Annotated in this window: 19 protein-coding genes; 7 read left to right on the top strand and 12 right to left on the bottom strand. The window is 60.3% G+C overall.

What is annotated here, in order from left to right; translation table 11 throughout:
* The first annotated feature begins 109 nt into the window (after positions 1–109).
* Positions 110–1,651 (top strand): phosphoenolpyruvate carboxykinase, encoded by a 1,542-nt coding sequence (locus tag CIB54_RS11120; protein WP_101219794.1) that lies wholly within the window; start codon positions 110–112, stop codon positions 1,649–1,651.
* 203 nt (positions 1,652–1,854) lie between these two features.
* Here the strand turns inward: CIB54_RS11120 and CIB54_RS27620 are convergent, their stop codons facing one another.
* From CIB54_RS27620 to CIB54_RS11150, 5 genes are all read right to left on the bottom strand, one after another.
* The gene (locus CIB54_RS27620) at positions 1,855–2,487 is read right to left on the bottom strand and encodes a DUF1493 family protein (RefSeq protein WP_232790543.1); all 633 of its coding nucleotides are present in this window, start codon (positions 2,485–2,487) and stop codon (positions 1,855–1,857) included.
* A 4-nt stretch (positions 2,488–2,491) separates the two neighbouring features.
* Complete coding sequence (locus CIB54_RS11130) at positions 2,492–2,974, bottom strand: hypothetical protein (protein ID WP_065933409.1); 483 nt, start codon at positions 2,972–2,974, stop codon at positions 2,492–2,494.
* 291 nt (positions 2,975–3,265) lie between these two features.
* Positions 3,266–3,562: a hypothetical protein gene (locus tag CIB54_RS11140; RefSeq protein ID WP_065933408.1), complete on the bottom strand. Its 297-nt coding sequence runs from the start codon at positions 3,560–3,562 to the stop codon at positions 3,266–3,268.
* 299 nt (positions 3,563–3,861) lie between these two features.
* Positions 3,862–4,461, bottom strand: a complete 600-nt coding sequence (locus CIB54_RS11145; RefSeq protein WP_065933407.1) for a putative adenosine monophosphate-protein transferase Fic — start codon at positions 4,459–4,461, stop codon at positions 3,862–3,864.
* A complete protein-coding gene (locus CIB54_RS11150; protein ID WP_003236014.1) occupies positions 4,461–4,631 on the bottom strand; it encodes a YhfG family protein in 171 nt (56 codons plus the stop codon). The genes CIB54_RS11145 and CIB54_RS11150 overlap by 1 nt, the downstream gene beginning before the upstream one ends.
* A gap of 176 nt (positions 4,632–4,807) precedes the next feature.
* Between CIB54_RS11150 and CIB54_RS11155 the strand changes: the two genes are divergently transcribed.
* From CIB54_RS11155 to CIB54_RS11165, 3 genes are all read left to right on the top strand, one after another.
* Positions 4,808–5,983, top strand: coding sequence for a tetratricopeptide repeat protein (locus CIB54_RS11155; RefSeq protein ID WP_101219796.1), 1,176 nt, complete (start codon positions 4,808–4,810; stop codon positions 5,981–5,983).
* Between the two features lie 284 nt (positions 5,984–6,267).
* Positions 6,268–8,205, top strand: coding sequence for a RecQ family ATP-dependent DNA helicase (locus CIB54_RS11160; RefSeq protein ID WP_101219797.1), 1,938 nt, complete (start codon positions 6,268–6,270; stop codon positions 8,203–8,205).
* Positions 8,206–8,228: 23 nt separating this feature from the next.
* The gene (locus CIB54_RS11165; RefSeq protein ID WP_101219798.1) at positions 8,229–8,660 is read left to right on the top strand and encodes an acyl-CoA thioesterase; all 432 of its coding nucleotides are present in this window, start codon (positions 8,229–8,231) and stop codon (positions 8,658–8,660) included.
* A gap of 75 nt (positions 8,661–8,735) precedes the next feature.
* Here CIB54_RS11165 and CIB54_RS11170 read toward each other — a convergent pair whose 3' ends face one another.
* From CIB54_RS11170 to fdhD, 3 genes are all read right to left on the bottom strand, one after another.
* Positions 8,736–9,224, bottom strand: coding sequence for a glycine zipper domain-containing protein (locus tag CIB54_RS11170; protein WP_065950039.1), 489 nt, complete (start codon positions 9,222–9,224; stop codon positions 8,736–8,738).
* Between the two features lie 297 nt (positions 9,225–9,521).
* On the bottom strand, positions 9,522–11,870 hold the full coding sequence (locus tag CIB54_RS11175) for an FdhF/YdeP family oxidoreductase (RefSeq protein ID WP_065950040.1): 2,349 nt from the start codon (positions 11,868–11,870) through the stop codon (positions 9,522–9,524).
* Positions 11,867–12,706: a formate dehydrogenase accessory sulfurtransferase FdhD gene (fdhD, locus tag CIB54_RS11180; RefSeq protein ID WP_101219799.1), complete on the bottom strand. Its 840-nt coding sequence runs from the start codon at positions 12,704–12,706 to the stop codon at positions 11,867–11,869. Before fdhD ends, CIB54_RS11175 begins: the two co-directional genes overlap by 4 nt.
* Positions 12,707–12,902: 196 nt before the next feature.
* Between fdhD and lysM the strand changes: the two genes are divergently transcribed.
* Entirely contained in the window at positions 12,903–13,343 is a 441-nt protein-coding gene (gene lysM, locus CIB54_RS11185; RefSeq protein ID WP_101219800.1) for a peptidoglycan-binding protein LysM, read from the top strand.
* A gap of 109 nt (positions 13,344–13,452) precedes the next feature.
* On the opposite strand, the gene yrfG is transcribed toward lysM, so the two are convergent.
* Entirely contained in the window at positions 13,453–14,115 is a 663-nt protein-coding gene (yrfG, locus tag CIB54_RS11190; RefSeq protein ID WP_101219801.1) for a GMP/IMP nucleotidase, read from the bottom strand.
* Positions 14,116–14,202: 87 nt separating this feature from the next.
* Here yrfG and nudE point away from each other — a divergent pair, with 87 nt between their 5' ends.
* Positions 14,203–14,769: an ADP compounds hydrolase NudE gene (nudE, locus tag CIB54_RS11195; RefSeq protein WP_065883206.1), complete on the top strand. Its 567-nt coding sequence runs from the start codon at positions 14,203–14,205 to the stop codon at positions 14,767–14,769.
* On the top strand, positions 14,766–15,602 hold the full coding sequence (gene cysQ, locus CIB54_RS11200; RefSeq protein ID WP_101219802.1) for a 3'(2'),5'-bisphosphate nucleotidase CysQ: 837 nt from the start codon (positions 14,766–14,768) through the stop codon (positions 15,600–15,602). The genes nudE and cysQ overlap by 4 nt, the downstream gene beginning before the upstream one ends.
* Before the next feature lie 128 nt (positions 15,603–15,730).
* On the opposite strand, the gene CIB54_RS11205 is transcribed toward cysQ, so the two are convergent.
* Genes CIB54_RS11205 through CIB54_RS11215 form a run of 3 tightly spaced genes read right to left on the bottom strand, consistent with a single transcriptional unit; the run spans position 15,731 to position 19,403 of the window.
* Entirely contained in the window at positions 15,731–16,186 is a 456-nt protein-coding gene (locus tag CIB54_RS11205) for a thioesterase domain-containing protein (RefSeq protein WP_101219839.1), read from the bottom strand.
* Positions 16,187–16,212: 26 nt separating this feature from the next.
* Positions 16,213–17,598: a sigma-54-dependent transcriptional regulator gene (locus CIB54_RS11210; protein ID WP_101219803.1), complete on the bottom strand. Its 1,386-nt coding sequence runs from the start codon at positions 17,596–17,598 to the stop codon at positions 16,213–16,215.
* Positions 17,595–19,403 carry a sensor histidine kinase gene (locus CIB54_RS11215; protein WP_065950046.1) on the bottom strand — a complete coding sequence of 603 codons (1,809 nt, stop codon included), beginning with the start codon at positions 19,401–19,403 and terminating at the stop codon, positions 17,595–17,597. The genes CIB54_RS11210 and CIB54_RS11215 overlap by 4 nt, the downstream gene beginning before the upstream one ends.
* Positions 19,404–19,423: the final 20 nt, after the last annotated feature.

Genomic DNA, 19,423 nt, shown 5'->3' on the forward strand with positions numbered 1-19,423 from the left:
TTTTTGGGCTTTTCTGGCATAATCCGGCCCACTTTTTTCGCGGTAGTAGTGCGCAACTTTCTACTACAAAACGTTTGGAGCACTCGGCCATAGGCCGACGGGGAACCTCATGACGCAAGCCAATAACGCCGTATACACCGATCTGAGTGTTGACGATCTGGTCAAAGAAGCCCTGCAGCGCGGTGAAGGCGTGCTTGCCGATACTGGCGCGCTGGTCGTAGAAACGGGTCACCGCACTGGCCGTTCGCCGGTCGACCGCTTCATCGTTGAAGAGCCTACTACCCAGGACGCAATCGCCTGGGGCCCGATCAACCGCAAGTTCCCGGCCGACAAGTTCGATGCCCTGTGGGCTCGCGTCGAAGCGTTCAACAACGCGCAAGAGCACTTCGTTTCCCACGTTCACGTAGGGGCTTCCGAAGACCACTACCTGGCCGTGAAAATGACCACCCAGACTGCCTGGCAGAACCTGTTCGGTCGTTGCCTGTTCATCAACCCGGCCCAGTACAACCCGGCCGGTCGTGACGAGTGGCAAGTGCTCAACGTGGCCAACTTCGAGTGCGTGCCAGAGCGTGACGGCACCAACTCCGACGGTTGCGTGATCCTCAATTTCGCCCAGAAAAAAGTGCTGATCGCCGGCATGCGTTACGCCGGTGAAATGAAGAAAGCCATGTTCTCGGTGCAGAACTTCCTGCTGCCGGCCTCCGACGTGTTGCCGATGCACTGCGCCGCCAACATCGGCGAAGCAGGCGACGTGACCCTGTTCTTCGGCCTGTCGGGTACCGGTAAAACCACCCTGTCCGCCGACGAAAGCCGCTACCTGATCGGTGACGACGAACACGGTTGGGGCGAAGGCGTGGTGTTCAACATCGAAGGCGGTTGCTATGCCAAGTGCATCGACCTGTCCGAGAAGAACGAGCCGGTTATCTGGAAGGCCATCAAGCACGGCGCCGTGCTGGAAAACGTCGTTATCGACGAAGCCGGGCATGCTGACTACACCAATGTCAGCCTGACCCAGAACAGCCGCGCCGCCTACCCGTTGGAGCACGTTGCCAAGCGTTCCGAGAAGAACCTGGGCGGCGAGCCCAACGCGGTGATCTTCCTGACCTGCGACCTGACCGGTGTACTGCCGCCCGTGTCGATCCTCAGCGAAGAACAAGCGGCCTACCACTTCCTGTCCGGCTACACCGCACTGGTGGGCTCGACCGAAATGGGTTCGGGCAGCGGCATCAAGTCGACCTTCTCCACCTGCTTCGGTGCACCGTTCTTCCCACGCCCGGCCGGTGAATACGCTGAGCTGTTGATCAAGCGCATCCGCGGCTTCGGCTCCAAGGTCTACCTGGTCAACACCGGCTGGACCGGCGGCGGCTACGGTGTCGGCAAACGCTTCAACATCCCGACCACTCGCGGCGTGATCGCAGCGATCCAGAGCGGCGCGTTGATCGGTGCCGAGACTGAGCACCTCGACACCATCAACCTCGACGTGCCATTGGCCGTACCGGGCGTTGAGACCGGCCTGTTGAACCCGCGCAACACCTGGTCCGACAAGTCGGCCTACGATGAAGCAGCGAAGGCGCTGGCCGGTTTGTTCATCGAGAACTTCAAGAAGTTTGAAGTGAGTGATGCGATCAAGGCTGCGGGTCCTAAGTTGTAAGAACCGCACGCTGTGAAGAAGCCGCCCCTTGTGGGCGGCTTTTTTGTGCGCGACAGGTTGTATCCCGCTCGCCGGATTTGCGCAGATCCAATGTGGGAGGGGGCTTGCCCCCGATTGCGGTGTACCAGTCAAGGGTGGGCCGCCTGACACACCGCTATCGGGGGCAAGCCCCCTCCCACACTTGATTCTCGGTGTACTTCAGGTCAGCTCAGGTTTTCCAGTGTTTGCGTATCCCAGCTATGGGTCTTGATCGCCAAATAAAGCATACCGATGGTCAGCGGTACTTTTTCGCCACGCCCCTTGGCTCGACGCTTGAGAAACACATCAAACACCGGCGGGTTGAAGTAGCGATAAGTGTCGAAGTCGCCCAGGTCGAGCGCAAACTCCTGCTCCAGCGCTTCCATCAGCTGCTTGGCCTCACTGCCATCACAGCCCAGGTCGAAGTTGAGTGAGGTTTGCAGGCGGATGGTCCTGTGCTTCGGCAGGCCAATTTCTTCGTGCAGCAATTGCAGGAGCTGCTGCATGACGGGGTCTTCGGGGAAGTCGGGGGCGAGGTTCATGGTTGCGGCTATGAATAAAGGGTGAGTGTTTTGTGCTTTGCAATAAAGATTCTGGGTGCTCAATAACCCGATTCCTGTCACAAGGGCAACTATCGGCAGGCTTTCCAGGTGCGTTTCTTTGATCCAATTGGTGGCATGGAACAGAAGCGCTGGTCCCGTTATAAGAAGGCAAAGTCCAAGCCATTTTCTGAGTACTGACAGCTTTATTGTCCTCTCAATTATTGCAGCGAGTACAAGGAGGAACAGCAGATTGATCCACTGGGTGTAATCGGTCATCGTATTAGCCACCCTGAAACTGTCGGACCATGGCCGACAGTGATCGCTGAGGGCCGATACCGCCGTTGACCTGCGCGTCGAGACCGATAATGACATCGCCGGCGTGATAGCTGCGAATGATCCCTTTGACTATCAGGCTGGCGGTCGTCCCTACGATGCCTCCGATGGGTCGAGATACCAAGCTGACAGGCGCTGCCAAAGCGCTGCCTATCAACCCTGCAAGGATTTCCCCTCGTGTGTTAAGCAAGTCTGCCTGCTGTCGACTCAGCGGCTTTGAAATCGCGACTGTTATTTTGCAGGGCAAGTCACGGGCAAGCATTTTTTCGTAAAGATCCCTGAGGTGATTGCGTACCTCGTTTGCGGAGTCTCCTGCTTCCAGCGGGCATAGGTCGACCAAGGCGTGGCGATTTTCAGGTAAAACAGTGAAGCGAATCACTGTGAAGATGACGCCATAGTGGCCAATGTGTTGAGTCCTTTCGATGTTCACGGGGTTCTGCCGAGCAGTTGAGACCGCGCTATTTTCATTCAGCTACGCGTAACTTCTATAGAGGGTTGGGCGGGTATTTGAAGCAGTTTGGGAAAGGGATGGCGCAACGTTTGGTGGTTTCCTACAGTGGACTCCGGCCTTTATGGCTTGGCAGTGATTTAACAGGCGAAACTGCTCAATTGTATGAGCGAGCTTGCTCGCGAAAAACTCAAGGACGCCGCGTTCTTTCTGATTTACCGCGTCATCGTTGACGATTTTCGCGAGCAAGCTCGCCCCTACATAGGGCGTTGCTTAGATTTGCGCTTGTTCAGGTTGCAGTTGTACGTGTTGCGCGGCTTCCAGCAAATCACAGCCGTCCTGAACGAGCAGGTACAGGGCATTGATAATGTGTGAAATGTCTTTGAGGTCGGCGTGTTCGAAGGTCAGGCAGGAGAAAGTTTCGAGCAAGTCCGTGGCTGCGCGGATGCGTTGATGGGCGGCGGACTGGATGTCTTCGGCGTTGGCTTCGGTGTCGATAAGAAGTGGGTGGGTGTCGGTGAAGTTGGTGCGTAGCTGACGATAGCGCTCCATCGTTTCAGGTGTTTGCATTTGGAGGTACTCGGTTTGCTGTTAGGTAACCGACATCACCGTGGCCAAACGGTGGGTGGCGGACTGTGCGCGGGTTGGCCAACCGGAAACAGCACCGGCACGTCCGAAGACGTCCCCCACACAGCCGCCATAGCACTGCAATACGAGACGATAGACGTACGCAGAGCAGACAATGGCACTTATGTGTGCTGTTTTCTGGGTGACCAAACCCGGTCGCTGATTTGGCAGCGACGGAACGAACCTTAGAAGTGAGTGTGTTATTGGGCAATAAACAGATGGTTTAATCGTTCGTGATGCAATCACCCACTGACAGGCTTGCTGATACACCGCTCAAAAATCGCCTCCAACCCCCGATAATCACACGCCACCGCATCAATATTCGCGGGTACCCACGACGCGTGTTTCACCAGCCACCAGTTCACCGAAAATCCGGCATTTACGATGATTTGTTCAAACAAAATCCGTTGCGCTCTGCCGTTGCCTTCGCGGAAGGGGTGAATGACGTTGAGGTCGCCGTAAGCCTCGGCAACCTGCTTTACCAGTTCGGCCTGGCTAATGGCGATAAACCAGTTTGCTTCCTCCATACGCCGAATGATCTTCGCAGCTTCCGGCAGGATGCGTTCTGGGGTACAGAAAAGGGTGTCACCTTTCTGGAGGTTGACGCTGCGCAGTTCGCCGGCCCAGTCGTAAATGTCGCCGAACAGGATGCGGTGGATGTGTTGCAAGCGGTTGAGGTCATAAGGCGGCGGGAAGAGGGCGAGATTACCTGCGGCGATTTCAGATAATTCCCGCTCCGCCTCGTGCAGGCTGGTTTCGTCAAGCAAATCGAGGCGGTTGCACAGGACGCTGCTACCGGGGTAGCAGTATGGGTCCTGGCCCACCCCGTATTTGTCGAGCATCAGCGCGGGGTATTGCGGTACTTGGCAAGCACGGCTTCGCGGGTCGGCAAGGGTTTGTCGACGTCGGCCGGTTGGGTGTCGAACCCTTCCAGGCGCAGGCTGGCCAGGTAATTGGAACGGCGGATCTTGTGATAGTGATCCTGTTTTTGCTCAAAAGTCAGTTCGCTCATTGCAGCGTACTCCTGGTTAGCAAGGCTTTGATTGTAGCGCAATGCATCAAGGGAAAGGCAGGATAAAAACCACGTCACATTCCTTATAAAAAATCCGCCAGCGCGCTGAATTCAGCGTATGTTTCACCGCAAAATCTTGTAGGGCGATTCCGCCTTCTACTTAAAGGGAGTTAAGCATGGGTTTGCTTCGTGTCGCTTCGGCGATGTCATTGTGTGCGGTGGCTTTTTCGATCCAGGCCGAGCAGTTGCCGATCGAGGTGCTCAGCGCGGTGGTCAAGGACCAGAAGATCGCCGATGCCGAGGTGCTGTTGCAACGCAACGGTGCGCAGAACGTTGTAGGCCGCACCAACGCCCAGGGGCAGGTGACGCTGACCAGCGAGGCGGCTGACGACGCCAGCAATCTATTGATCATCAAGAAACCGGGCTACTCCAACCTGGTGGTGAAATGCCCGTGCAAGGGCATGACCTATGCCGTCAGCCCGGTCATGGAAAACCTCGATGGTCTGCGCGTGGTGCTGACCTGGGGCCAGACGCCGGACGATCTCGACTCCCATATGATCTTCCCCGGCAACAATATCTACTTCGAGAACAAGACTGGCACCGACGCCGAGCTGGACGTGGACGACACCGACAGCTACGGCCCGGAAACCATCACCCTGCAGAAGAAGCACTACGGCGAAAGCTACGTTTACGCCGTGCATGACTACAGCAACGGCGGCAATCCAGGTTCGCGCCAGTTGTCCAACAGTGAAGCCAAGGTGTTTGTGTACATGGGCCAATCCCTGGTGCGCACCTACTACGTGCCGAAAAACCGCAGCGGTAACCTGTGGACCGTGTTTCGCATGACCGGCAGCGGCGACTTCCAGGACATCAACACCTTCAACGGCGTGATGGTGGATGCTGCGAATGTGCTCAATGAAGTCAAACCGTTACTGGATGACAGTGTTGCGGTGGCGGCTGTCGCGGTCAGCTCTTCGGCCCAAACCGATGCCAAGCGTCTGAACGTTCAAGGCGAAGCGGCCTATCAGGCCGGGAACCTTGACCAGGCCATCGACCTGTTCCGCCAGGCCATCGAGTTGGACAATGGCTTCGGCAAGGCCTACGGCAATCTGGGCCTGGCATATCAGAAGGCAGGCAATACCGCGGAGTCGATCTGGGCCAACCGCAAGGCCATTGCCCTGGCGACGGGTGCCAATGCGGCAACCGTACGCGCGGGTGCCTACTACAACATTGCACGGATCTACGAAGCGGCAGGGCAGTTTGCCGATGCGTTGCGTCACTACCAGTTGGCCAAGGAACAGAAAGCCAATCCGGTGTACGACACGGCGATCGAGCGGGTGCAGAATCGCTGATCCTGCCTGAGTGAAGCTCTAAACTGTGGGAGCGGGCCTGCTCGCGAACGCGGTCCGTCAGTATCAAATATGCTGACTGATCACCGCCTTCGCGAGCAAGCCCGCTCCCACATTTGGATCTGTGTTTTCCTGCTATTACTTTGGAATATTCCTACTTCGGCCCTGGGCCATCTCCCAGCCTGTGTATCATCCTGTCTCTTTTTTCCATGCGACCTTTCTCGATCCGCTGAGCTTTCCGGGCTACGTTTTTAAGCCATGTTCAACGGTCAATGGAGTGACAGCCTATGCACGACACCCTCCAGCAGGTCTTCGGTTATCCGCAGTTTCGTCCGGGCCAGGAAGAAACGGTCAGCGCCGTATTGGCCGGTCGTTCGGCAGCGGCCATTTTCCCGACCGGGTCTGGCAAGTCGCTGTGTTATCAACTTTCGGCCGTACTGCTGCCGCACCTGACGCTGGTGGTGTCGCCGCTGTTGGCGTTGATGCAGGACCAGTTGGGTTTCCTGAAGCGCCACGGTATTTCAGCGGGCAGTATCGATTCGGCCCAGAGCCGTGATGATGCCAACGATGTGATGGCCCGTGCGCGTTCGGGCGAGCTGAAAATCCTGATGATTTCAGTGGAGCGCTTGAAGAACGAGCGCTTTCGAAACTTCCTGCAAAGCGTGCAGATCTCCTTGCTGGTGGTGGATGAGGCGCACTGCATTTCCGAATGGGGCCACAACTTTCGTCCGGACTATCTGAAGCTGCCGGACTACCAGCGCCAGTTCAAGATCCCGCAGGCGCTGCTGCTGACGGCCACCGCGACTCCCAGCGTGATTGCCGATATGCAGGGCAAGTTTGCGATTGCGCCGCAGGACGTGATTACCACCGGCTTCTACCGGCCCAACCTCAACTTGCTGGTGGAGCCGGTGAGCGGCGCGGACAAGCGCCGTCGCCTTGTGCAATGGATGAGCGAGCGGGCCGACCAGCCGAGCATCGTGTACGTCACCCTGCAGAAAACCGCCGAGCAGATTGCCGAGCACCTGAACCGCAATGGCATCCAGGCCGAGGCGTATCACGCCGGTCTGCCCCACGATAAACGCGAGGGCATCCAGCAGCGTTTCATGGGCGGGCGCTCCAATTGCATCGTCGCCACCATCGCGTTTGGCATGGGCATCGACAAAAGTGACATCCGCAACGTTGTGCACTTCGACCTGCCCAAATCCATCGAGAACTACAGCCAGGAAATCGGCCGGGCCGGTCGTGATGGGCGGCCCTCCGACTGCCTGGTGCTGGCCAACCGCGACAGCCTCAATGTGCTGGAGAACTTCGTGTACGGCGATACGCCGGAGCAGGAGGGTATCCGTCGAGTGCTGGAGGAGTTGCAAGCCGCACGGGGCGAGGGCCAGTGGGAGTTTTTGCTGAGGTCTTTGTCGGACCACAGCAATATTCGCGAGCTGCCGTTGAAGACGCTGCTGGTACAACTGGAGCTCAAGGGCGTGATCGCGCCGCGCTACGCGTTTTATGCCGAATACCGTTTCAAGTACCTGATCGAACCCGAGGCCTTGCTCGCGCGTTTCTCCGGCGAGCGGCAGCAATTTGTCGCGGCGATCATCCAGGTGTGCAAGCGTGCAAAAACCTGGGCAACGGTGGATTTCGACGCGCTGTATCAGCAGCACAATGCCGAGCGCAACCGAGTGGTCAAGGCGCTGGATTACTTCCAGGAGCAGGGCCTGATCGAGCTGGAAAGCAAGCAGATGACCGAGGTTTACAGCTTGCTGAATACCGATTTCGACGCACAGGTGCTGAGCACCGAGTTATACACAGGCTTCAAGCAACACGAAGTGACGGAGGTGGCGCGAATTCACGCCATGCTCGATCTGTTTGCCACCGAGCGCTGCCTTGGGCAACGTCTGGCGCAGTATTTTGGCGATGAAAACGCGCCGCAGCGTTGTGGGCACTGCTCGGTGTGCCACGGGCATGTCGCGCACTTGCCGGCGCCGCCGAGCTTGCCGCCGCTTGTGGATAAAAACTTCATGGGCCTGTGCGGTGATTTTATCCACAGGCATCATGAGCACACCGGCCAATTACCGGGTGCGGAACGGCTGACGCGCTTTCTGGGCGGGATCAGCGTGCCGTTGTTCACCAAGTTGAAGGCGCGGGGCATTCCCGGTTTCGCCGCACTGGAGGACTACCCCTACGCCGATGTACGCGAGTGGGCCGAGGCCCATTTGAATGAGCTGTAAACCCACTTTCACCCGAGGTGCCCATGCCTGACTCAGTGCCACAACGTGCCGATTACCCCCACTTCCAGCCGATCCTCACGCGCTGGCACGATAACGATGTGTATGGCCATGTGAACAATGTGACCTACTACAGCTTCTTCGACACGGCGGTGAATACCTACCTGATCGAACAAGGCGGGTTGGATATCCATGACGGTGAAGTGGTTGGGTTTGTGGTGAGTTCGGCGTGTGATTATTTTGCGTCGATCGCTTTTCCCGAGCGCATCGAAATCGGCTTGCGGGTGGGCAAGCTGGGCAACAGTTCGGTGCAGTATGAGCTGGCGGTGTTCAAGGCTGGCGAGCAAGAGGCCTGCGCGGCGGGGCGCTTTGTGCATGTGTTTGTGGATAGAGCGTCGAACCAGCCGGTGACGATTCCGGGGCTGTTGCGCGAGGCGTTGCAGCGGTTGGTAGCCTGACTCGGTCCCGCAAACGCTGCAGAACCAAATGTGGGAGGGGGCAAGCCCCCTCCCACATGGGATTTTCGTCAGGCCTTAGTCATCATAGCGATGATGGCGCTTGTGCTTGTTCTTGCGATGACCATAGGCATGACCGCGGCCCGGGTGATCATCGCGGTAGTAGCGACGGTCGTCACGGCCACGGTAACGGCGGTCATCGTCATCGCTCTTGTTGCCCATGTAGTTGCCCAGCGCGCCACCTGCGCCACCGCCGGCCGCCGAGCCGATCAGGGCACCGGTGCCGCCGCCGACACTGCGGCCTACCACGTTGCCGCCGGCTGCGCCCAGTGCGCCGCCAATGGCGGCTTCGCCACGGCTGCGCTTGTCGGCGCCGACCGCACTACCGCCCGCGCCGCCCAGCGCGGCGCCAATGGCCGAACCGGTGTTGCCGCCCAACTGCTGGCCGACGACCGAGCCTAGCACCCCGCCCAATGCGCCGCCCACACCGGCTTCGGTGGTGCCACCGGCCATGGCTGCGCCACTGACCAGGCCAAGGGACAACAAGAGAATCGAGGAGAACTTCATTCAGGGAAACCTCAAGGGGATGACGGCGCGATCCTGAGGTTGTATCGAGACGCTGACAATCGAAATCCGACCGGTGGCAGCAGTTGTATACAATTTGCTAAGTTGCTGTTTTGTATAGGGAACTTAAGTCGTTTTTACGAGTCTTTAGTTACTTAGCAATGGCCGCTTTTATGTAAAAGCGGCCTTTTTTTGTGCCCGTAAAATGTGTGTTGAGGATGCTGGCCTCTTCGCGGGCAAGCCGCTCCCACATTTGAAATGCATTTCAAGTACGGACGGTGGCTTGTCTGCCGAACCGAATCAGGCCGAGCGCGCCATGATCAAGCCAGTGTCACTCGCTGCTTCCAAACGAATCGCGACGAACTTCGACGTTGGCGTATGGCTCCCGTCGCCCGTGCTTTCCAATGGCACCAGAGGGTTCACTTCCGGATAGTAAGCCGCCGCCTGCCCGGCCGGAATATCGAACGCCAGCAGGGTAAAGCCTTTCACTCGGCGTTCACGGCCGTCTTCCCACAACGAGATGATGTCTGCCTTTTGCCCCGGTTTGAAGCCCAGGCGGATGATGTCGGCTTCGTTGACGAACAGCACATCCCGTTGCCCCTTGACCCCACGATAACGGTCGTCCAGGCCATAGATCGTGGTGTTGTACTGATCGTGGGAGCGCATCGACTGCATGATCAGGTCCGGCACCCGCCCTGTGGCATGGGTGCGCTCGTGAATCAGGTCCTTGGGCAGGACGTTCGGCCGGAAGTTGGCGCGGCCCGATGGGGTGTTCCAGCGGCGTGCGCCAGCGGAATTACCCAGATAGAAGCCGCCGGGATGTTTGATCTTCTCGTTGAAGTCCTTGAAGCCTGGAATGGTATCGGCGATCAGGTCGCGGATGCGGCCGTAGTCGGCGACCAGCCAGTTCCAGTCCACCGGTTTGCTGCCCAGGGTCGCGGCCGCGATGCCGGCCAGGATCGCAGGCTCCGATTTCATCAGTTTCGACAGCGGCTGCAACTGGCCATTGGAGCCGTGGACCATGCTGAACGAGTCTTCCACCGTCACCGCTTGCGGGCCGTCGGCCTGAATGTCGATGTCGGTACGGCCCAGGCACGGCAGGATGAGGGCGTCTTTACCGTGCATCAGATGGCTGCGGTTGAGCTTGGTGCTGATCTGCACGGTCAGGTCGCAGTTGCGTAACGCCTCGAAGGTGCGGGTACTGTCGGGCGTGGCCTGGGCGAAGTTGCCGCCCAGGCCGATAAACACCTTGGCGCGACCTTCGAGCATCGCGTGGATGGCTTCGACCACGTTGTGCCCATTGGTACGCGGCACCTGGAACTGGAAGCGGCGCTCCAGTGAGTCGAGGAACGCCATCGGTGGGCGCTCGTTGATGCCCATGGTGCGGTCGCCCTGCACGTTGCTGTGGCCGCGTACCGGGCACAGGCCCGCACCTGGGCGGCCAATGTTGCCACGCAGCAACATCAGGTTGGCAATTTCCTGGATGGTCGGCACCGAGTGACGGTGCTGGGTGATGCCCATCGCCCAGCACATGATCACGTTCTTGCCTTTGGCATACATGCGCGCGGCTTGCTCGATCTCCACCAGTGTCAGGCCGGACTGCTCGACGATTTCCTCCCAGGAGGTGTCATCGATCTGGCCCAGATAGTCCAGTACGTTAACGGTGTGCTCATTGAGGAAGCCATGGTCGAACACGGCTTCCTTGCCTTCGGCCAGCGCTTGACGCTCCCACAGCAGCAGGAACTTGGCCATGCCGCGCAGGATGGCCATATCGCCGCCCAGCGCCGGGCGAAAATAGGCAGTATTGGTCGGCTTGTCGCCGTTAGTGAGCATTTCCAGCGGATGTTGCGGGTGCTGGAAGCGCTCCAGGCCACGTTCTTTCAGGGGGTTGATACACACCACCTGGGCGCCGCGTTTCACTGCTTCGCGCAGCGGCTCAAGCATGCGCGGGTGATTGGTACCGGGGTTCTGGCCCCAGACGAAAATCGCGTCGGCGTGTTCGAAGTCATCAAAGGTCACGGTGCCTTTGCCCACGCCCACACTCTGTGCCAGGGCGACGCCGCTGGCTTCGTGGCACATGTTCGAGCAGTCCGGGAAGTTATTGGTGCCGTAGGCGCGCACGAACAGCTGATACAGGTAGGCGGCTTCGTTGCTGGCGCGGCCCGAGGTGTAGAACTCGGCCATGTCCGGGCTGGGCAGGGCATTGAGGTGCTTGCCGACCAGGTCGAACGCGGCTTCCCAACTGATGGGCTGGTAGCGGTCGGTCTCGGCGTCGTAGCGCATGGGCTCGGTGAGACGGCCTTGGTATTCGAGCCAGTAATCGCTTTGTTCCAGCAGCGCGGTAACGCTGTGCTTGGCGAAGAAGGCCGCGTCCACGCGGCGCTTGGTGGCTTCCCAGTTGACGGCCTTGGCGCCGTTTTCGCAGAACTTGACCATGCCGCTTTCCGGCGAGTCGCCCCAGGCACAGCCCGGGCAGTCGAAGCCGCCGTTCTGGTTGGTCTTGAGCATCATGCGCAGGTTTTTCAGCGCGTTGTCGCTGGTCAGCCAGGCTTGCGCCACGCTGATCAACGCGCCCCAGCCGCCGGCCGGGCCCTTATAGGGCTTGTAGCGTGGGGTTGGGGTCTGGTCGGCTTGGTGGTGAAGGCTCATGGCTGGTACTCCATCGCAGGGCTGTAGACCCGCGGCGCGCTTTTCTGCGGCAGGTGGATGAGATTTAGGTTATGCCGGCGCGCCCATTGCAGGGCCAGGCCGGTGGGCGACGACAGGCTGACCAGGGTCTGGATGCCCACGCGCAGGACTTTCTGGATCAATTCGAGACTGCAGCGGCTGGTGACGATCGCCAGGCCGCCGTCGGTCGGAATCTTTTGGCGGATCAAGGCACCAATCAATTTATCCAGAGCGTTATGCCGGCCGATGTCTTCGCGGCCCATCAGCAATTCGCCCTGATCATTCATAAACACCGCCGCATGCACCGCGCCGCTGTGCTGGCCCAGTGGCTGGAATGCACTGATGCGCTGGCGCAGGCCATCAAGCCATTCGGCCGGTGGCAAGGGCGCGCCGGGCAGCACCTGAAGGTCGGGCAAGGCCTGCTCCACCGCTTCGACACCGCACAGGCCGCAGCCGCTGGTACCAGCCAATTGGCGGCGCTGCTGCTTGAGGTTCCAGAATGCACGGCTGGAAATCTGTACCTGGGCATACTGGGCGGAGCCCGCGCCACTGAGCTTGAGGTCGTATATGTCGCTAACGTCGCTGATGATGCCGCTGCCAAGGCTGAAACCGACAATGAAATCTTCCAGGTCGGTCGGCGTTACCAGCATGACTGCCTGGCTGATGTCGTTATAGGCAATCGCCAACGCCACCTCTTCGGCCAGCGCAGTACGGCCGACGTCGGTGTGTTCGAGATTGCTGTACTGATAGCTCTGGCTGGCGGCGGGCGCTGGCGTTTCGAGGGCGGGCGCCGCGCAGGTGGGGCGCTTGGCGTTCATGAGGCAGTTACCACCGGCGGATTGATCAGTGTTCAGACTAGGCGCGACAAAGCGTCGCGTCTAATTGCCAGTATTGATGTATTGATAGATGGCGTCGATCAGGGCTCGGTTTGCGGGTAGGGATGGCCTGGAACCCAAATCCCTGGGACTGGTCTAGTCTTGGGCATCAGGCACTTAAACCCAAGGAGAGCGCACCATGAGTATTTTCAGTTTTGTTAAGGAAGCAGGCGAGAAATTGATTGATCTGCTGACGCCGGGTAATGCGAACGCGAGTGAGCAGTTGAAGGACCACATCTCCAAGGTCGGCCTTGGAAATCCGAATGTGCAGGCCACCGTTGAGGGTGACAAAGTCACCGTAACGGGCGAAGTCGCGACTCAGGAAGAGAAAGAAAAAATCATCCTGGCGGCCGGGAACATCGCAGGTGTCGGCAGTGTTGAAGACAAGATCACCGTCTCCGGCCCGGCGGTTGCCGCTGCGCGTTTCGTGGTGGTGAAGAAAGGCGACACCCTCAGCGCGATTTCCCTGACGGTGTACGGCAACGCCAATCAGTACAACAAGATTTTCGAGGCTAACAAGCCGATGTTGTCGCACCCGGACAAGATCTACCCAGGCCAGACGCTGCGTATCCCTGAGTAATACGCACAACAACCCTGTGGGAGGGGGCTTGCCCCCGATGGCAGTGTGTCAGTCACTGGATGTATTTCTGATGTACCGCTATCGAGGGCAAGCCCCCTCCCACATAGATTTAGATACCGACAATGAGATCGCGGTAATCCTCGACAGCCGCGAACTCTGCAGTGTCCTTTGGCCCCTTTTTGCTGTCAGGCTCTTTGACTGCCAGCAAATGGCCTACCCCGAAATCCCTGGCACTGCGCAGAATCGGCAAGGTGTCGTCGATAAACAGGCTACGGGCCGGGTCGAAGTCGATGTCTGCTTGCAGCGCTTCCCAGAACTGCGGGTTCTCCTTGGGAAAACCGTAATCGTGGGAGCTGATCAGTTGTTCGAAGTACGGTGCCAACTCGATGCGCTCCAACTTCAATGACAATGAGTCGCGATGAGCGTTGGTGATCATGATCACGCGCTTGCCGGCCTGTTTGATCGCTGCCAGAAAAGTATCGGCGTCCGGGCGCAGGGCAATCAGGTGGGCGGTTTCCAGCTTGAGTTCGCGCACCGGGATTGCAAGCTCGGCGCTCCAGAAATCCAGGCAGTACCATTGCAACTGTCCGGCGTTACGCTCGAACAGCGGCTGCAATTCCATCTGCGCCATGGCCAGGCTCACGCCGTGCAGCTCGGCGTAGCGTTGCGGCAGGTGCTCCATCCAGAAGTGGTTGTCGTAATGCAGGTCGAGCAAGGTGCCGTCCATGTCCAGCAGGACGGTGTCGATGGCGTGCCAGGGCAAAGAGGGCATGGGGCGTTCTCATGTAAGTAAAGATATCCGACACAGACAATCGGAAAAGCCACGGTATAGTAACCCGATCACGTCAAGGAGCCGTTTATGCGCCAGAAACCCACCGTCCTCGCCCGCGAAATAGTCGCCAGTAGCCGTTTGTTCCGCGTGGAGGAAGTGCAATTGCGCTTTTCCAATGGCGTTGAGCGCACCTACGAACGTCTGGTGGGCCGTGGTGCCGGTTACGGCGCAGTGATGATCGTGGCGATGATCGACGAAGATCATGCATTGCTGGTGGAAGAGTACTGCGGTGGCACCGATGAATACGAGTTGTCCTTGCCCAAGGGCCTGATCGAGCCCGGCGAAGATGTGCTGGCGGCGGCGGACCGCGAGCTCAAGGAAGAGGCCGGCTATGGCGCACGCCAGTTGGAACATATCACCGAGCTGTCGCTGTCGCCCGGCTATATGAGCCAGAAAATCCAGGTGGTGCTGGCCACTGATCTGTACGAAGAGCGCCTGGAAGGCGATGAACCCGAGCCTATGCGCGTGGAGCGGGTCAACCTGCGTGAACTGTCGGCGCTGGCGCAGAACGAGCAGTTCAGCGAGGGCCGGGCGCTGGCCGCGCTGTATCTGGTACGAGACCTGCTGACCCAGCGTGGAGTGTTCACCTTATGAGCGAACTGTTCCTCGGCCATCCGTTTATCGCGCCTGTCATTGAATTGGCTCGCCAGGCCGGTGAAGCCATCCTGCCGTACTGGCGTGCCGATGTGGCAGTGACCTGCAAAGCGGATGATTCGCCGGTGACGGCCGCCGATCTGGCCGCGCACCATCTGATTCTTGCGGGTCTCACGGCGCTGGACCCGAGCATTCCGGTGCTGTCCGAAGAAGACGCCGACATCGACCAGAGCGTGCGCGCCGGCTGGCAGCGTTGGTGGCTGGTGGACCCACTGGATGGCACCAAGGAATTCATCAGTGGCAGTGAAGAGTTCACGGTCAATATTGCCTTGATCGAGCAGGGCCGTGTGGTCTTCGGCGTGGTCTCGATACCCACCAGCGGTCGTTGCTACTTCGGCGGCGCAGGCCTGGGCGCTTGGCGCTCGGATGTGAATGCCGCGCCCAGGCAGATCCAGGTGCGCCAGACTCCGGCTGCGGGTGAAGCCTTTACCGTGGTTGCCAGCCGTCGCCATACCAGCCCGGAGCAGGAGCGTCTGCTGGACGGGCTGAGCCAAGGCCTGGGGGAGTTGAAACTGGCGAATATCGGCAGCTCCTTGAAGTTCTGCCTGTTGGCCGAAGGCAGTGCCGACTGCTACCCGCGCCTGGCGCCGACGTCGCAGTGGGACACGGCGGCAGCGCAAGGTGTGTTGGAAGGGGCGGGGGGCGAGGTGCTGGAGTTGAGCGGCAAGCCGTTCAGCTACCCGGCGCGGGAATCGTTGTTGAACCCGTTCTTTCTGGCGCTGCCGGCCAAGGCTGCATGGCGCGAACGCTTGTTGAGCCTGGCCAGATCTTAAGCCCTGCGCAAATTAAAAATGTGCGAGGGGGCTTGCCCCCGATTGCGGTGTGACAGTCAGAAGTTGGTTGCCTGACACACTGCTATCGAGGGCGAGCCCCCTCCCACATTGGTTTTCGGTGATGGCGGTTAGCGGTGCAGGACGTACTGGCCGGTGAAGGTTACGGCGCGGTCTTCGCTGCCCTCATTCACCACCCACGTCTGCAGCGCCAACCGCGCCCGGCCATGGCGTTTGTAGGTCGCCACAAAGCGCTTCCACACCTTCTCTTCAGGCGCCGCGCACATCACCGTCGCATCCTGCGTCACCGGCAACGGATAACTGATCTGTCCTTCCTGAATCACGATGTGCCCGTTTTCAATGCCGTCTTCGCGCAGTCTCAGGTGCAACCAACCCCAGCCTGCCAGCACGGCGCCGCAGTAGAGGCTGCCGCCAAACATGGTGCTCTTGTGGTTGATATTGGCTTGCAAGGGCAGATGCAGTTGCAGCTGGTCGTGTTGCCAGTCGAGCACCTTGAGCCCCATTTCCCGAGTGAGGGGGATGTCGTGATGGAGGATGGATTCCAGGTAACGGCTGTCGCGGCTCATGGCGGTCTCTTGGCGGGTGGACAGGATCATTCGTCGTCTGCGCTGTGGCTGGCGCTGTCGGCGAAGTTCAGGCCGTGCTTGCGCAGTTTGTCGTGCAGTGTTTTGCGTGGCACGCCGAGGGCTTCGGCGAGGCTGCGCAGGGAGCTGTGGGGGCGGGTCAGTTCGGCGGCGATCAGGCTTTTTTCGAATTGTTCGACTTGCTCGCTCAAACCGCCAGGCGTGGAGGTCAGGGTGCTGGCGGATGGATCGTCCGGCGTACTGTCCAGGGCCAGTTCCAGGCCCAGGGCGAAGCGCTCGGCGGCGTTTTGCAGCTCGCGTACATTGCCCGGCCAACTGTGGCGCAACAGCAGGGCGCGTTGTCCCGGTTGCAGCTCGTGCAGCGGCAGGCCGTGGCGGCTGCTGGCTTCGTCGGCGAAGTGCTGGAACAGCATCAGCGCGTCTTCGCCACGTTCGCGCAGCGGTGGAATGCGCAGCGGCGCGACGTTGAGACGGTAATACAAGTCGGCGCGGAAGCGGCCCTGGTCGGCGGCCTGGCGCAGGTCTTCCTTGGTGGCGGCGATGATGCGGATGTCCAGCGGGATCAGCTGGTTGCCGCCCAGGCGCTCGACCACGCGTTCCTGCAACAACCGTAGCAGCTTGACCTGCACGTCCAGGCTCATGCTTTCGATTTCATCGAGAAACAGCGTGCCGCCGTTGGCGAATTCGAACTTGCCGATACGGCGCTTCTGCGCGCCGGTAAACGCGCCGGGTTCATGGCCGAACAGTTCGCTTTCCACCACAGACTCGGCCAGTGCCCCGGCATTGATCGCCACGAACGGGCCGCTGCGACGGTTCGACAGATCATGCAGGGCGCGGGCGACCACTTCCTTGCCGGCGCCGGTTTCGCCGAGGATCAGCACATCGGCCCTGGTCGCCGCCAGCGCACCGATTTGCTCGCGCAGGCGCAGCATCTGCGGCGAATGCCCGACCAGGCGTGTGCTCAGTTGCTGCCGATCGCTGAGGGCCAGGCGCAGGCTGCGGTTGTCCAGCACCAGGCGGCGCAGGGCCAGGGCGCGGCGTACGCTGTCGAGCAAGGCGTCGCTGGCGAAGGGCTTTTCGAGGAAGTCGTAGGCGCCGGCGCGCATCGCCTGCACTGCCAGCGGCACGTCGCCGTGGCCGGTGATCAGCAGCACCGGCAGGTCGGGGTCCTGGCCGTGCAGTTCGGCGAGCAGCTCCAGGCCGTCCATGCCGGGCATGCGGATATCGCTGACCACTACGCCCGGCCAGTCCCGCGACAGGCGTGCGGTGAGGCCGCTGGCTTCGCCCAGGGGCAGCACTTTCAGTCCGGCCAGGTCCAGGGTCTGGCATAGCGCCTGACGCAAATGGGGATCATCGTCGATCAGCACCACCTGAATCTGGTTATCGATACTCATACACTGCGGTCCTCGGACGGTTGCACACTGACGCCCGGCGAGCCGGCACGCAATTTCAAGGTTAACAGCGCGCCGCCTTCCTTGTGGTTGGCGAACAGCAGTTCGCCGCCGAACGCACGCATCAGGGTGTCACAGATGGCCAGGCCCAGGCCCAGGCCCTGGGTGCGTGTCTTGGTGGTGTAGAACGGCTCGCTGGCGCGGCCCAGGGCTTCCATGCAAAAGCCCGGGCCGTTGTCGCGGATGTACAGGTTGACGCCCTGGTCGGTGGTTTGGGCACTCAGCCACAGTTTGCGTGGCGGGCCTTTTTCGGTGAGGGCGTCGAGGGCATTGGCCAGCAGGTTGCCCAGCACCTGGCGTAGACGGGTTTCACCGGCCTGTACCCATAAGGTCGCCTCGGGCAGGTCGCGGATCAATTCCACTTCCATCGAACGCCGCCGCTTGCCCAACAACGCCAGCGCATCGTCCAGCGCCGGTTGCAACGCCACGCTTTCCGGCGCGTGGCGGTCGCGGCGGGCGAACGCGCGCAAGTGGGCGATGATCGACGCCATGCGCCCGGTCAGTTCGCTGATCAACTTGAGGTTGCCGCGGGCATCGGCGGTGCGTTCATGGTCGAGCAGCACTTCAGCGTTTTCCGCGTAGCTGCGAATCGCCGCCAGGGGTTGGTTCAGTTCATGGCTGATGCTGGCCGACATGGTGCCCAGCGCCGAGAGTTTGCCGGCCTGTACCAGATCGTCCTGGGCGCGTACCAATTCCTGCTGGGCGTGTTCGCGCTCCAGCACTTCCTGTTTGAGGCGCCGGTTCAGGCCTTCCAGGTCGCTGGTCCGCTCGGCCACGCGCATTTCCAGTTCGCGGCGGGCCTTGGCTTCGAAGGCGATGCGCTCCAGGTAATGGCGACGGCGCTGCATCATCAAGCCAAGCAGCAGCATCAGCACCAGCAATGTCGCGCCGCCGACGGCCACCACGGTACGCACCGGGCGGTTGATCAAGGACTGGGGAGCGAGAATTTCCACGTTCCAGCCGGTTTCGGCGATCGCGGTGGATTGGCGCAGCCAGGCGCTGCTGCTGAGGTTCAGTGGCTGCGGATCACGGGTCGGGTAGGGCTGGATGGCAATAATGGCCTGGCGTTCTTCGGCGGTCAGCGGGCGTGTGGCGCGGAACCGCCATTGCGGGCGCGAGGTGAGGATCACCACGCCATTGTGGTCGGTCACCAGCAGTTGTTCAGGGGTGTTGCCCCACAGGCTCTCGGTGTGGTCCAGGTCGACCTTGACCACCAGTACGCCGATGATGTTCTCACCATCGCGCACGGCGGCGGCGAAGAAATAGCCGCGCTTGGCCGAGGTGGTGCCCAGCCCGAAAAAGCGCCCCAGGCGCCCGGCCATGGCTTCGCTGAAATAGGGGCGAAAGGAAAAATTGCGCCCGACAAAGCTGTCTTGTTTATCCCAGTTGGACGCGGCGAGGGTCTTGCCGGTGGTGTCCATCAGGTACATTACTTCCACCCCGGCCTGGGCGGCGACGTCCTTGAGCAGCAGGTTGGCGTTGACCAGGTGGGTGCTGATCTGCGGCGCATCCAGCGCGGTGCGCAGGGCCGGCAGGTCACCGAGGATCTGCGGTAGCACTTCATAGCGATGCAGGGTGCCCAACAGGTTGGCGACGTACAGGTCCAGGGTCTGACGGTTCTGCCCGGCCAGCTCGCTGCGGTAGTAGCGCTCGGCCAAGTGTTCCAGCGGCCATAGCAGCGGCGCCAGGCACAACGCCAACAGGGCCAGGCTACGCCAGCGGGGTCTTCGCGGAAGAGGTGGGGTCATGGGAATCGTGCGCCTGTGGG

The organism is Pseudomonas fluorescens (assembly GCF_002837185.1).
Taxonomy (GTDB): Bacteria; Pseudomonadota; Gammaproteobacteria; order Pseudomonadales; family Pseudomonadaceae; genus Aquipseudomonas; species Aquipseudomonas fluorescens_AM.

Excerpts from the sequence above, each read along its gene's own strand:
- yrfG (WP_101219801.1), bottom strand. The coding sequence starts at position 14,115 with ATGCCCTCTTTGCCCTGGCACGCCATCGACACCGTCCTGCTGGACATG.
- fdhD (WP_101219799.1), bottom strand. The coding sequence starts at position 12,706 with ATGAACGCCAAGCGCCCCACCTGCGCGGCGCCCGCCCTCGAAACGCCA.
- CIB54_RS11165 (WP_101219798.1), top strand. The coding sequence starts at position 8,229 with ATGCCTGACTCAGTGCCACAACGTGCCGATTACCCCCACTTCCAGCCG.
- lysM (WP_101219800.1), top strand. The coding sequence starts at position 12,903 with ATGAGTATTTTCAGTTTTGTTAAGGAAGCAGGCGAGAAATTGATTGAT.
- CIB54_RS11140 (WP_065933408.1), bottom strand. The coding sequence starts at position 3,562 with ATGCAAACACCTGAAACGATGGAGCGCTATCGTCAGCTACGCACCAAC.
- CIB54_RS11170 (WP_065950039.1), bottom strand. The coding sequence starts at position 9,224 with ATGAAGTTCTCCTCGATTCTCTTGTTGTCCCTTGGCCTGGTCAGTGGC.
- CIB54_RS11160 (WP_101219797.1), top strand. The coding sequence starts at position 6,268 with ATGCACGACACCCTCCAGCAGGTCTTCGGTTATCCGCAGTTTCGTCCG.
- CIB54_RS11120 (WP_101219794.1), top strand. The coding sequence starts at position 110 with ATGACGCAAGCCAATAACGCCGTATACACCGATCTGAGTGTTGACGAT.
- CIB54_RS27620 (WP_232790543.1), bottom strand. The coding sequence starts at position 2,487 with ATGACCGATTACACCCAGTGGATCAATCTGCTGTTCCTCCTTGTACTC.
- nudE (WP_065883206.1), top strand. The coding sequence starts at position 14,203 with ATGCGCCAGAAACCCACCGTCCTCGCCCGCGAAATAGTCGCCAGTAGC.
- CIB54_RS11215 (WP_065950046.1), bottom strand. The coding sequence starts at position 19,403 with ATGACCCCACCTCTTCCGCGAAGACCCCGCTGGCGTAGCCTGGCCCTG.
- CIB54_RS11145 (WP_065933407.1), bottom strand. The coding sequence starts at position 4,461 with ATGCTCGACAAATACGGGGTGGGCCAGGACCCATACTGCTACCCCGGT.
- cysQ (WP_101219802.1), top strand. The coding sequence starts at position 14,766 with ATGAGCGAACTGTTCCTCGGCCATCCGTTTATCGCGCCTGTCATTGAA.
- CIB54_RS11155 (WP_101219796.1), top strand. The coding sequence starts at position 4,808 with ATGGGTTTGCTTCGTGTCGCTTCGGCGATGTCATTGTGTGCGGTGGCT.
- CIB54_RS11150 (WP_003236014.1), bottom strand. The coding sequence starts at position 4,631 with ATGAGCGAACTGACTTTTGAGCAAAAACAGGATCACTATCACAAGATC.
- CIB54_RS11175 (WP_065950040.1), bottom strand. The coding sequence starts at position 11,870 with ATGAGCCTTCACCACCAAGCCGACCAGACCCCAACCCCACGCTACAAG.
- CIB54_RS11205 (WP_101219839.1), bottom strand. The coding sequence starts at position 16,186 with ATGAGCCGCGACAGCCGTTACCTGGAATCCATCCTCCATCACGACATC.
- CIB54_RS11210 (WP_101219803.1), bottom strand. The coding sequence starts at position 17,598 with ATGAGTATCGATAACCAGATTCAGGTGGTGCTGATCGACGATGATCCC.